We start from the raw sequence: 12,978 nt of genomic DNA on the forward strand, positions 1-12,978 counted from the left end.
CTTTAAAACCTTGAACCTTACTCATAATCCGGCATCTCCCCGTTGCTAAAAAGTGCTGTTCGGGTAAGATCTGTCAAACTACTGTTAAGATCAACTACCATTATATTTCTCTGCGAAATATTATCATTGGAAGTGTTCATAAAAATGATCTGTGCATTATTCGGTGAGAACCTTGGGTCAAGATCATTGGTTCCCATCACTTTTTCGCTTTCGGCGGAAATATCACTTATAGCATCTGTGACCAGATTGTAGATAAAAATATGTGAATCCAGCTGTCTGTAATTTCCGCTGCCATCAAGATATCCTGAGACATCACGGGTAAAGAGAAGAAGCTGTCCGTCTACGGAGAAATTCAGCCCACCGCTGGCTCCCGGAGAACCGGATAATATAGTTTTAAGGATACTTCCCGTCATGTCTATAACATACACCTTCGTGTTATAACCGTTATAATCGTTGGTTTTCAAAGCTATTTTACTTCCGTCATAACTCCAGTCGCATTCGGATATCATGCTTCCGTCCGGAGTAGTATATACAAGACTCAGACCGCTGCCATCTTTATTGATCCTGTATAGTTTATTGAAGTTAGAATAAATAAGCTCCTTACCATTTGTACTCCAGGCAAAATCCATTTCATAATTATTAAACCCTGCTACAGCAACCGTTGTTACTTTAAAAGGATTGGAACCGTCTGGATTGGCTGTATAAATATGAGTACTTCCGCCTTCCGTACGAAGGAATGCAATAAGGCCTGCATTATTGTTTTTACGTGGTCGCCAGCTGTTATAAGAAGAATTGGTAAACTGGAAATTATTCCCCTGATCATCACTGGAGATGATAACAAAGTTTCCATTCTGTTTTTGAGTATAGTGATACCTGTTGGCCGGCACCGTATTGGTGGTAAATTTACTGATAGAACTTAAAACTGGCTGGTGAATGCCGTCCGAAACAGACACCTGCCAGAAGTAACTTACACCAAACTTCAGATTTGAAAGCGTATAATGATTAGCTGTCAAATCATTAACCTGAATCACATTAGTGTCAAGATTATTTTTAATTGCCAAACTGTATTTTAAAACATCCGCTGTATCCGGATCTGTTGCGCTCCAGGTTAATTCGACGCTCAAAGGTTGATTTATTGCGTTATCTATCGGACTTAGCAACTGTGGTGTAGCGGGAGGAGAATTCAATGAGGTGTCATCATCCATCTCAAAAACTGCTGTTACCACTTGATTTTGATTCTGTATATTGACAGACTGAAAGCTGGTAATATATCCTGAAAGCTCTGCTTTTACGGAATAATTGCCTACCGGCATGCCTACGATTTCAAAAGAACCGTCTGTACCACTGAAAACCGTCTGTGTTGTAGGATTGGTAAAGATCTTCACATTGGAAAGCGGTACATTACTGCCTCTTTTTACGACTTTTCCTTTTAATGTTCCTGTTTGAGCCTGTTCTACAAGGTCTTCACTGCATGAAAACAGACAAAAAGCCAAGATGAATATGCTGAGTATTTTAATTAAAGTTTTCATAATTCGTGTTTTTATTTGTTTCCGAAGTAAAAGTTGATTCCTATACCGAAGCGTAAAGCCTGATCTTTCCTTTTTCCATTTACAAGGCCTTCCCAGTCATCTTTGAAACCCAGGTCATATTGAGCTGAAGCCCTCAGTGAAACATTCCGGCTGATCATATATTCCAACCCTCCCCCAAATTGTGCTTTATATTGAGGTTTATATTTTGAATACATCGCTCCTGCCCCACCGTATACGTATGGGCTGAATCTATATTTAGGGAAAAGTATATATTCCAGATTCACTTCGGGACCGAAATAGTTTCTCTTCACAATATTTGAATTTTCAAGAGTAAAATAACTGCCGTTCAATTCCATATTCAGGTAGGGAGTAAGAAAATATTTAAACCCTATTTTACCGCCAACATTCATTTTAGGGCCCACATAATCATCTTTCACTTTCTGCCCTTCAATATTGGCGAATATGGAAACTTTCTGTCTGTAGCTTTCCGGATATTTTCCGCCTAAAGCTCTTCCGTCATTTTGCTCCTGCTCTCTGTTATATTCATTGATTAAAGCCTGATATCCTCCATTGGGATCCACTGCTTTCCCCCATATTTTGTCTCTTATACCTTCTACGATAAGAGATTTTACAGCTTTTTCAATAGCCTCGGTTACAGCAAGCTGAACGGGTTCATTTTGGGTAAGTCCTACCTCAGCTTCCAGAAGTCTTTCTGTATCAATATATCTGAAAAAGCTTCCGTTTACGCTGGTTGAAAGAATAGTTTTAGAAGTATAAACTGTTTTAAGAATTTCTCCGTTAAGGGTAGAGACAGCACGAAGGTAAATAGTAATTCTATCCTGGCGGTATTGTGTGGAAGCACCGATTCCGAAATATCTTGCTCCAAGTCCTCCGGTAAGGATATTGCTGTCATAGGAGATTACGCCGCCTTCAAGAAGAATTCCGGCATATAAAAGAGGAGGAAGTGCCTGGCTGTTTTTATCTGCATCTTTTATATATTCCTGTCTTGTGGAACGGATGATTTGTCTTTCATTGAGAAGATTGGCAATGTTTTCCCTTTCGATAGGGATAAACCAATGACTGTCTTCCAGTGCTTTGATAAGGATGGTGGTGGTTCCCTGAGGGACTGCCGTACTCCAGTTGTTTCCGTTTTCGGAAGGTTTATACTGGCCGGTCTGGTCACGGAATTTGTAGACCCCTATTACAATTTTTTCTTTGGGAAGGGGAAGGTTTTTCAATTCTGCGGTAGAGGAAGTAACCTCACCCATTGTTGGTTTTTCGGGATCCGAAGGTAAACCAAATATTGAACTACAAGCCTGCAGAATGCATAGCAGGAAACTACAGAAAAAGATTCTGGTGTAAGTGTAGGTTGTCATGGTAAGTTTATTTTTAGTTATTTCCTATTTCGGAATTACGATCTCGGACTGATCGCCATTGCTGGTATCCAAAATATTGATTAAAAGTCCCTGATTAGTATTGGTAATCTGTAAGTAAAGCGATCCGAAAAGATAATTTCCCGGCTTTATATTTCCATCACCAAACTGTTCATCAAACAGTTTTCTTGAAAGCTCACTGAGAATCTGTCTGTTGAGACTCTGGGTAAAGCTGTCAAGAGAGTTTACACGATCCAGCAGATCGCTGAAATCATTTTTTTCGTCAAATTGGTTTTGTGCATTGGCAGAGCTTAAAAGCCACTGGTAATTAAACGTGTCACCCCCAAAAGCCGGATTGACCGGTTTGTAGACGAGCTGCTGAGATTTTCCGTAGAAAATACCCGCAATAAAGGTCAAAATAATGATAAAGGTTTTCATGGCGGACATTTTTAGTAGATAAATTCATTTTTAATAAGGTTTTTCTTAGCATTAAATTCTTTGATATATTTTAAGCTGTAAACCAGCTGTTCTTTTAAATAATCTTCTGCAGGATTGGTCATAAAACTGTAAATAATTTTATCCTCAATCTGAATATTGATCTGGCCGCTTGTTCCACGAAGTGGAAGTTCTGTAATGGTAACGGCACTGCTGCTTTTATCCGGAAGCTGGTTATATTGCATATAAAACAGATCATAAAAATCTTTTCCAACCTTGGTTTTGGTTTCATCAATGGTAAGTCCTCTCAGTTCATAAGCCGCATCCTCTTCTACTTTTGCGGTTTTCTTTTTAAAAAGATCGCTATTGAGCTCCAGACTGTCTTTGGCGACCAGTTTTTGTGTTTCTTCATCCCTGATATAAAGAAAGGCCTTCAAGGCATCTTTTGATTCAAGATTGACACTGATCTCTGATAGTATTTTGACTTCATTGGGATTAACAGAAAATTTACCACTCTGCTGATTGTTTGAAAGATTCCCGCCGTTTCCTTTTTTTATAGAAACCAAAAGATAATTCAGTTCCTTATAAACGGTGGTATTGTTCATTACAATTGCTTTCAGAATAATCTGATTTTCAAGAAGGCTGCTCTCTATTCTTGCATTTACTTTTTTATCTTCCTGCCCATACATCCATACAGACAGGAAGCTAAAAAATGTGCTCAGGCTAAGGGAATATAAAATTTTCATCATTTGTATTTTAATAGTTTCTCATGAAAACTGTTTTATTGTGTCCCTTTACATTGATCTGAATTCCATCCGAAATACTGTTGCTTCCCGTAACATCAATAATATTATTGTTTCCTTGTGCAGTAATCGCAGCTTTAGTTTCTTTATCTGTAAATGAATTCATAAAATAAAGCGTATTAAAGTCTCCCAATTGTTTTATAGCAATATTAGTTCTGGCATTAAGAGAAAGCTCGGCATTGTTATAATCGCCCATCTGAATGATATTGGAACCGAATGAAGTCTGATCAATCTGCTGCCTGGCTATAAGATTAAAGATTGTATTGCTGTTGATCTTATCCCAGTCTATTTCCTGTGCCTGTAATGGCAATACGATGAAAAGAGCAAAAACACTCCATCTTAAAGTAAACATGGCCTCTATGTATTAAAGTACTGATGCAAACCGGAGAAAATTGGAGGTAAAAAAGGAGAAACCCTGTAGTTTCTCCTTTACAATTTCTAAGATTTACAGTATGTGTTATAGGGCTTAATTGGATTGATTCACAATCATAGAGTTTCCGTTACCTACCTGAGCTCCTAAGTGAACATGGCCAGTACCGCTTTGAGCTACCCAGGTAAAGTTACCATTACCCATCTGAAGGTCAATAGCTGTGTTGGAATCTCCTATCTGGAACTGATAAAGCTGGTTGGCATTACCTATCTGTAATCCGGCAGAGGTATTATCATCTCCTACCTGAACTGAAGCGGCAATATTATTTGATCCGGCCTGAACATGAGTAGCACTGTTATCATCACCATCCTGATACTGAACAAGGACATTGTTAGCTCCTACCTGAAGTCCGCTGGCATCATTTCTTCTTCCCAGCTGAATTTGATAAGCGTCATTACCACTACCTAGCTGAATAGCTGAAGCATCATTTCTTCTTCCGTCCTGATATTGAAGAACAAAGTTCCCTAATCCTACCTGTACCGAAGAAGCATCATTTCTTCTTCCGATCTGAGTTTGTTCTGTAGAGTTAAGAACTCCAAGCTGCCATGTTGAAGCAGAGTTTCTGTTTCCCATCTGCATGACTTCGTTTGAGTTTCCGATACCCACCTGATCTACATCTATAGAGTTTCTGTTTCCGATACTTTGTGCAGTATTAACATTCAAAATACCTACCTGATCAATGTCTGCAGTATTACGATTCCCTGTCTGTGTCAAAGAGTTGATATTCAAAAGACCAGTCTGATCCACAGTAGCAACATTTAAGTTTCCTGTTTGGGTAGTTACATCAATATTAAATTGTGCAAATCCGAAACTCATGGCGAATAGTGTAAATACACCTGTAAGTAAATTTTTCATCTTAGTAAAAATTAATTGGTTAATAGTAAGGCAAAGGTAGCCTCTGAGTCAAAATGAAAAACCACCATCAAAGTGTAAATTTCAAAAGTCACTGTTTATAGTTGTAAGGGTCACCATTTGCCGTTGTATGGAAGTCATTGTTTTCAGTTACGGAAAAATACGGGAGTCATTTAAAGAATTATAAGTAGCTCATTCAGTGGTGAATATTGAATAATCTCCTGCCGTTATTTTCACTCATTTTTTTAAATTCATCATGAGCAGTAAAACTTCACAACGCTGGGTTTTAAAATATTGCGATCACCAATTATCCATCTTTCATTTGTCAAGGAAAATCCAAAGCTACTGATCTTTTCATCCTGATCTCACATGGTTAATTAATGTTAAGGCCCTTATTTCTTCAAGATATATTGTTAAATTTGAGCTATGGAAAATTTTGGAAAAGATTTATTACGAAAAATAAAAAGTGTAGAACTTCCCGGTGAACATGCACATGGGGTTTTCTCCCCTCCCTACCGTCCCGTTTTTACTTATGATGAAGTATTGGCAAAGAATCCCAAATTTGCGGCAGTCAATATCGTTTTATATCTGAAAGACAACGAGTGGTATTTTCCATTGATCCAAAGAACCATTAATGAGCACGACAGACATAGCGGGCAGATTTCACTGCCTGGAGGAAAGCGTGAGGAGATGGACAGAGATTTTGCGGAAACCGCAGTTCGGGAAACATCCGAAGAAATCGGAATAGACAAACATTATGTAAGAATTATCAGAGAAATGTCTCCTATTTATATTCCACCGAGCAATTTTTATGTATATCCCTATATTTCTTATACTAAAAAGAATCCCGCCTTCGTTCTTCAGCAGACGGAAGCGGTGGAAACCATAGAATTTCCCATCACTTCCTTTCTGAACCTGTCAGACACCCCCGAAATTATGGCACTGCCTAATGCAAGCGGACATGAGGTTCCTGTTATCAATTTCAACGGATACATTATCTGGGGTGCTACAGCGATGATATTAAGTGAATTCAGCCAGTTGCTGAAAAAAATGTAACTTTGCACTACCGTGTTTAATTGAGAGATGGCGAAGAAAAATATTTTCACCGATGCATTCGGAACACCTTATTTTTTGAAAAGGTTTATTATTTTTATTTTAGGAGTTGTATCATACAGAAGATTCAACGGCTTTAATAAGTTAAAAATAACCGGAACAGAACACCTTGTGGATCTTCCGGATTCTAACGTACTTTTTGTATCCAACCATCAGACCTATTTTGCAGATGTGGCAGCCATGTATCATGCGTTCTGTGCTGTAAATAACGGATATCTGAACACGATAAAAAACCCGATCTACCTATTGAACCCAAAGATCGATTTTTACTATGTAGCAGCAGAGGAAACCATGAATAAAGGTATTCTTCCCAAAATATTCAAAATTGCGGGTGCTGTAACGGTAAAAAGAACATGGAGAGCCGAAGGGAAAAATGTCAACAGAATGGTTGATATGAGCGAGGTAGACAATATTATGAAAGCATTGGACAATGGCTGGGTAGCGACTTTCCCTCAAGGAACTACTTCTGCTTTTGCACAGGGACGAAGAGGAACGGCCAAGTTGGTAAAGAATCAGCGTCCTATTGTAATTCCAATCAAAATAAACGGATTCAGAAGAGCTTTTGATAAAAAAGGACTCCGCGTAAAGGTAACCGGTGTAAAACCTACGATGGAATTCAAAGCTCCTTTGGATATTGATTATGATAATGAAAAAGCACCGGAAATTTTATTGAAAATAATGACTGCCATTGAGCAGACAGAAGATTTCAACTTATTACACAGTTATGATGAAGAACTTAAAGCTAAAAAATTAGAACAAAAGGACTCAAATAATTAAAGTAAATTAAAAATTATGAACAAAATACTTGGAATCTTATTCGCAATCATAGTATTAGTTTCATGCAACAGCCAAAAGGTATATTCGGATTTTGATATCAGCTATTCGAAAAGTGGAGGCTATGCTCCGGTATATGAAAATCTTCTTATAAAAGGAAATAATGTACACTACTCTTTTGAAGGGCAGGGCAAGAAATACAAGCAGGATTTTAAAATCTCTGATGAAGATTTAAAAAAACTGGATCAGGTTCTTTCTCAGAACAATTTCAGAAGAATACAGGAAGACCGTAAAAAATTGTACGACAATATTTCAACTTCCATCAATGTCAAGAAAGGTTCAAATGAAGGGAATAAATCGGATGCCAGTATGATCATTCCGAATTACCAGACCAACTGGAACAATATTCTTGAAGCTTTCCAGCAGATCATTAATACTAATGTTAAAAAACAGTAAATACAATTGAAAACCCACTTCATTGCCATTGGCGGAAGCGCCATGCATAATCTTGCGATTGCATTAAAAGACAAAGGATATCAGGTGACAGGTTCTGATGACGCTATTTTTGAGCCTTCAAAATCCCGTTTGGAAAAGAAAGGAATTCTGCCTCAGGAAATGGGCTGGTTCCCGGAAAAGATTACTCCGGATATTGATGCTGTTATTCTTGGAATGCATGCCCATCAGGATAATCCTGAATTGGCAAGAGCAAAAGAACTGGGTCTGAAAATATATTCTTATCCTGAATTCCTGTACGAGCAGTCTAAAAATAAAACCAGAGTTGTCATTGCCGGATCACATGGTAAAACAACGATTACTTCAATGATTCTTCACGTTTTGAATTTCCATCAGAAAGACGTGGATTTCATGGTTGGAGCTCAGCTTGAAGGTTTCGACTGTATGGTAAAACTGACTCAGGATAATGACTTCATGGTTCTGGAAGGTGATGAATACCTTTCTTCTCCTATTGATCTTCGTTCTAAATTTTTACTGTATCAGCCGAATATTGCTTTGATGAGTGGTATTGCCTGGGATCATATCAATGTTTTCAAAACATTTGATGATTATATAGATCAGTTCAGAAAGTTTGTAGCAAGCATTACAGCGGGAGGAGTTCTGGTTTATAACGAAGAAGATCCGGAAGTAGTAAAAGTAGTGGAAAATGCTGAAAATTATTTCAGAAAAATCCCTTACAACACTCCTGAATATGAAATCAATAATGGTAAAGTGTATTTAAAAACTGAAATGGGAGATGTTCCTCTTTCTGTTTTTGGAGCTCACAACCTGTTGAATATGGAAGGAGCAAGACATATCTGCCGACAGCTTGGTATTATGGATGAAGACTTTTATGAGGCTATCATGAGCTTCAAAGGAGCATCCAAACGTCTTGAAAAAGTAGAAAGAGAAGATAAAGGAACGCTTTATAAAGACTTTGCCCATGCACCAAGCAAGGTGAAGGCAGCTGTAAAAGCATTCACAGAACAGTTTAAAAATGATAAGAAATACGGATTTCTGGAGCTTCATACGTATTCCAGTTTAAATCCGGCTTTCCTTGAGCAATATGATCATGCCATGGACGGATTGAATGAAGCTATCGTTTTCTATTCTGAAGATGCTTTGAAGATCAAAAGAATGGAGCCTATATCACCAGAATTTATCAAAGAAAAATTCAAGAATGAGAATTTAAAGGTTTTCACGAATGCTGAAGATCTTCATTCCTATTGGAATACATTGGATAAAACAGATGGTGTTTATCTCATGATGAGTTCCGGAAATTTCGGCGGTCTTGATTTAACAAAATAAACAAAAAGCTTCAGATGATATTCTGAAGCTTTTTTATTAGGCATTATTTCTGATTATTCAATCTTTTGTTGTTGGTCAACTCAATACTTTTTATAGATCCTACCGGTGAAATTTTTATCGTTTTGTTTCCTTTTGCCAGATAGATGTAATACATGCTGTTGGATCCTATCAGATGAACCTGTTCAAACTTATCATCACCATAGTTTAATCTATAGTCGTATTTAAGTTTGTTCTCCCTTATTTTTCTGGTAAGCCCAAATCCCTCTCCCAAGCCTATTCCTACAAAGAAAGACAGTAACATCATGGCCAGAAATCTCACAAACATATTGGTAAAATGATTCTCAATAGCCTCTTTGCTCATATTTTCATGTCCTTTGAGAGATGCCATCTGGAATGCCCAACGTTTATTTTTACTGGCCTGTTTTGATAAAAAAGAGGGAAAAACAAATGAAAATACAACAATCCCAATGAGGGCAATGAGTATTACAGGATGAGCGGTTAAGGTAGCAATCGGGCTTATCAAAATATCCATTATCGTTGAATATTTCAGGATATTAATACCTATCTGATAGTAGAAGACACTCTCTTTTAATATTCCCATTACAACGAGAAAAAGATATCCGAACGGAAGTGATCTCTGAATTCCTTCTGAATATTTCATGGATGTTTTTATTGGTTTTAGTTTTATATTGGGGTCAGCTCAATGCTATTGAGATACGAAAATATAAAATTATCATCAAATTAAAACATACAGATCTATCTTTCACATTCTTTGATCAGATTTTTCAAAATTTCTTCTGTGGAAAGTTCACTGTACGGATGAATAGACTGCCCCAGCCAGATGGATACAAATTCAGGATTTTGCAGAGATTTTGCTGCTTTACGCAACGCATTCGTCAGTTTGTTCTGATAAGGATAGGGTAAAATATATTCTGAGTTTTCAACCGTTTCTATAAATTGATTTTTTATTCCTCTGGCAAACCTTCCTGAAAAGCTCTTCGTTAAAACAATCTCTTCTTCTTTCACTTTTTTCAGTCTTTCTTTTTCAAAAGGCTGTAAAGCACTTTCCCGAGAAGCCAATAAAAGATTTCCCACCTGAAAGCCCTGAGCACCTAAGTCTTTAACAGCTTTTAATGTCTTGCCACCATAAATACCCCCTGCATAAATTAAAGGAACATTCACATGATCATACACCTGTGACAGCAAAGACAACCCTCCGATCTGCGGAATATTCTCCGCGTCAAAACTTCCTCTGTGGCCCCCCGCCTCTATTCCCTGAACACAAATGATATCAATACCGGATTTTTCAAGCTCCAAAGCTTCATTCACAGACGTACAGGTTCCGATAAGGGTAACTCCGTTTCCTTTTAATTTCCGAATACTCTGATCATCCAGATTTCCGAATGTAAAGCTTAAAATTTTACAGTTCTCTTCAATGATGGCATCCACCTGCTCATGATAAGTCTTTATACTGATTGTCTCAAGTTCCGGAAGCTCTACTTCAATATTATTTTTTCTGGCTAGCTTCTCAATAAACTGTTTGGTTTTGACAAACTTTTCTTTTAAATCATCCGTCATCTCAGGAATGTGATGGACAAATATATTTACAGCGAAAGGTTTATCTGTCAGTTTTTTCGTTTCCCTGATCAATTCAACAGACTGATCCGCAGAAAGATCAGCCAGTGCCAGTGATCCCACACAATCTGCTTTTGTAGCAGCAGCCACCATCTGTACCGTACTTACTCCAAACATCGGAGCCTGAATCACAGGATATTGTATCCCTAACTTTTTACTGATTGTATCGGACCAAAACATAAGAATTATTTTTATTAAAATTTACGAAGAATGAGACAATACTTCTTATTCAATGATATGATATTGCTCAGAATAGAGTTTAAAGTTCAAGGTTTAGAGTTTAAGGTTGTTGATAAACATCTATTGTCCATTGAACAAAGCAAGATTTATTTTGATTTTCTGAGTTCTTTATAATGTAATTTTGATGCCGGATCAAGTTTTTCAGTGGCATAAGAAAATGTAACAGCAGGCATTGTTTTCACGTAAGTGGTGAGAAAATGATGTAATTTCTTTTTGTCTTTTTTTCCGGCTTCTCTTATCCAGCTCCCTACGGCTTTATTCACCAGTTCATTCGGGTCATGAACAAGGATTTCTGCAATGGCAAAAGTATCTTCTGCATCATTTTTTCTGATAAATGCATGGGTGCTTACAATAGCTGTCCTCCTTTCCCACGGACTTTCAGAATGAGCAAGCTTATATAAGATGTCCCTGGGTTTATCTATGAGATATTCCCCAATAATATTTCGGGCTGCTCTGTCCACAAAATCCCAGTTATTCAAACGGTCATGACGGTTCAGATACAGATCAAAGAGGTCTTTCTTCTGATCTTCAGTCGTTTTTTTACTTCTGGCCTGGAAATCCATGATACTCACAGCTCCCATTCTCACTTCATAGAAATCACTGTCAAGAAGTTTGTTGATCTCCTCAAGAGGCATCATCGAAAATTCTTTAGCTGTTGTAAAGACATCTCCGAATTTCACTCCGAAGCTCTTTGTAACCCCATCATTTCCTTTGAAAAATTTCTCAGCTTTATTGAGTTCTTTTTCGTTTTTAAATAATGAAAGTGTTTCTATGAATTCCTGTGCTGTCATGGATTATTATTAATTTAAAATCCCGCAGATTTCACAATAACTCAGATTCCTGATCTGTACATTCGTGAAAGCTGCGGGAGTCATTTATTTTTAATTTTACAATTAAATATCCGCTACGGAATTTAGCATTTTCTGTTCCCATTCAGGATCTTTAGGATCAAAGAATAATCTTTTTCCTGTATCTAAAGAACGAACAGTATTCATTTCATCTTCTGTCAGTTCAAAATCAAATACATTAAAGTTTTCTTCAATTCTTGACGGTGTTACAGATTTTGGAATTACTACAAATCCTTCCTGAAGGTGCCATCTTAAAATTACCTGAGCTACGGTTTTACCATATTTTTCAGCAATTGCTTTCAGATCAGGATTGCTTAAAAGATTAGCATTACCGTTTCCAAGCGGGCTCCATGGCTGTGTTATGATATTATTTTCTCTGTCGTATACCTGCAATTCTTTTTGCTGGAATACCGGATGCAGCTCAATCTGATTAATCACCGGCAGCACTGTTGAATTAGCTTTTAATTCTTCCAGTTTCTCAACGGTAAAATTACATACGCCTATAGCTTTGATCTTTCCTTCCTTGTATAATTCTTCCAAAGCCTTCCAGGTTCCCAAAAAATCTCCGTAAGGCCAGTGGATAAGATACATATCAAGATAATCCATCTGCAATCTGTCTAATGTTCTCTGAAAAGCACTCTTAGCTTTTTCATACCCATGATCCTGAACCCATACTTTCGATGTGATAAACAATGCTTCTCTGTCTACTCCGCTATTTTTCACCCCAGCTCCTACTGCTGTTTCATTCTGATAAATAGCAGCAGTGTCAATCATTCTATATCCGCTCTGAATAGCTTTAATTACTGCATTCTCACACTCTTTCAGGTCTTCCATCTGCCATACTCCAAAGCCTAAAGCCGGAATATCCACTCCGTTATTTAAAGTTACCACAGGCTGACCTGTATAGGTTTTCTTTTGCATAAGTCTTTATTTTAGTTATTAATATAAAGTGATAAGCAAATTTGCGACAAAAAATTGAAAATTCTGCCTACCAATTTTACTGTTCTTGTTAAAAAATTGTTATGTAATTGCAGTTTTGAGTTGCTAGTTGACAGTTGCTAGTTGACAGTTGCTAGTTGCTAGTTGCTAGTTGCTAGTTGCTAGTTGCTAGTTGTAAATTTACTTCTCCCTCTGGCATCCATCGTT

14 protein-coding genes are annotated in these 12,978 nt (G+C 37.4%); 4 read left to right on the forward strand and 10 right to left on the reverse strand.

Features of this window, described 5'->3' with window-relative positions; translation table 11 throughout:
• Positions 1 to 17: 17 nt before the first annotated feature.
• From ACLMCG_RS15915 to ACLMCG_RS15940, 6 genes are all read right to left on the reverse strand, one after another.
• The gene (locus ACLMCG_RS15915) at positions 18 to 1,529 is read right to left on the reverse strand and encodes a carboxypeptidase-like regulatory domain-containing protein (protein ID WP_413960216.1); all 1,512 of its coding nucleotides are present in this window, start codon (positions 1,527 to 1,529) and stop codon (positions 18 to 20) included.
• A gap of 11 nt (positions 1,530 to 1,540) precedes the next feature.
• Positions 1,541 to 2,905 (reverse strand): CsgG/HfaB family protein, encoded by a 1,365-nt coding sequence (locus ACLMCG_RS15920; RefSeq protein WP_223601255.1) that lies wholly within the window; start codon positions 2,903 to 2,905, stop codon positions 1,541 to 1,543.
• Between the two features lie 24 nt (positions 2,906 to 2,929).
• Complete coding sequence (locus ACLMCG_RS15925) at positions 2,930 to 3,340, reverse strand: curli production assembly/transport component CsgF (RefSeq protein WP_077414270.1); 411 nt, start codon at positions 3,338 to 3,340, stop codon at positions 2,930 to 2,932.
• Positions 3,341 to 3,351: 11 nt separating this feature from the next.
• The gene (locus ACLMCG_RS15930; RefSeq protein ID WP_413960217.1) at positions 3,352 to 4,086 is read right to left on the reverse strand and encodes a CsgE family curli-type amyloid fiber assembly protein; all 735 of its coding nucleotides are present in this window, start codon (positions 4,084 to 4,086) and stop codon (positions 3,352 to 3,354) included.
• A 7-nt stretch (positions 4,087 to 4,093) separates the two neighbouring features.
• Positions 4,094 to 4,492, reverse strand: a complete 399-nt coding sequence (locus ACLMCG_RS15935; RefSeq protein WP_413960218.1) for a hypothetical protein — start codon at positions 4,490 to 4,492, stop codon at positions 4,094 to 4,096.
• A 114-nt stretch (positions 4,493 to 4,606) separates the two neighbouring features.
• Complete coding sequence (locus tag ACLMCG_RS15940; protein ID WP_223601252.1) at positions 4,607 to 5,425, reverse strand: RIP homotypic interaction motif-containing protein; 819 nt, start codon at positions 5,423 to 5,425, stop codon at positions 4,607 to 4,609.
• Positions 5,426 to 5,848: 423 nt separating this feature from the next.
• On the opposite strand from ACLMCG_RS15940, the gene ACLMCG_RS15945 reads away from it, so the two are divergent.
• Genes ACLMCG_RS15945 through ACLMCG_RS15960 form a run of 4 tightly spaced genes read left to right on the forward strand, consistent with a single transcriptional unit; the run spans position 5,849 to position 9,109 of the window.
• A complete protein-coding gene (locus ACLMCG_RS15945) occupies positions 5,849 to 6,478 on the forward strand; it encodes an NUDIX hydrolase (RefSeq protein WP_149835321.1) in 630 nt (209 codons plus the stop codon).
• 27 nt (positions 6,479 to 6,505) lie between these two features.
• On the forward strand, positions 6,506 to 7,312 hold the full coding sequence (locus ACLMCG_RS15950; protein ID WP_047373745.1) for a lysophospholipid acyltransferase family protein: 807 nt from the start codon (positions 6,506 to 6,508) through the stop codon (positions 7,310 to 7,312).
• Between the two features lie 15 nt (positions 7,313 to 7,327).
• Positions 7,328 to 7,765 (forward strand): hypothetical protein, encoded by a 438-nt coding sequence (locus ACLMCG_RS15955; RefSeq protein WP_413960219.1) that lies wholly within the window; start codon positions 7,328 to 7,330, stop codon positions 7,763 to 7,765.
• A gap of 6 nt (positions 7,766 to 7,771) precedes the next feature.
• On the forward strand, positions 7,772 to 9,109 hold the full coding sequence (locus ACLMCG_RS15960; RefSeq protein WP_413960220.1) for a UDP-N-acetylmuramate--L-alanine ligase: 1,338 nt from the start codon (positions 7,772 to 7,774) through the stop codon (positions 9,107 to 9,109).
• Positions 9,110 to 9,152: 43 nt separating this feature from the next.
• Here the strand turns inward: ACLMCG_RS15960 and ACLMCG_RS15965 are convergent, their stop codons facing one another.
• The 4 genes from ACLMCG_RS15965 to ACLMCG_RS15980 form a co-directional block, all read right to left on the reverse strand.
• Positions 9,153 to 9,770: a hypothetical protein gene (locus tag ACLMCG_RS15965; protein WP_413960221.1), complete on the reverse strand. Its 618-nt coding sequence runs from the start codon at positions 9,768 to 9,770 to the stop codon at positions 9,153 to 9,155.
• A gap of 95 nt (positions 9,771 to 9,865) precedes the next feature.
• A complete protein-coding gene (locus ACLMCG_RS15970) occupies positions 9,866 to 10,924 on the reverse strand; it encodes an NAD(P)H-dependent flavin oxidoreductase (protein ID WP_413960222.1) in 1,059 nt (352 codons plus the stop codon).
• Positions 10,925 to 11,070: 146 nt separating this feature from the next.
• Entirely contained in the window at positions 11,071 to 11,775 is a 705-nt protein-coding gene (locus tag ACLMCG_RS15975) for a DNA alkylation repair protein (RefSeq protein ID WP_413960223.1), read from the reverse strand.
• A 102-nt stretch (positions 11,776 to 11,877) separates the two neighbouring features.
• Entirely contained in the window at positions 11,878 to 12,753 is an 876-nt protein-coding gene (locus ACLMCG_RS15980) for an aldo/keto reductase (protein ID WP_413960224.1), read from the reverse strand.
• Between the last annotated feature and the right edge of the window lie 225 nt (positions 12,754 to 12,978).

Origin of the sequence: Chryseobacterium sp. S90 (assembly GCF_047444895.1) — a bacterium.
Lineage (GTDB): Bacteria > Bacteroidota > Bacteroidia > Flavobacteriales > Weeksellaceae > Chryseobacterium.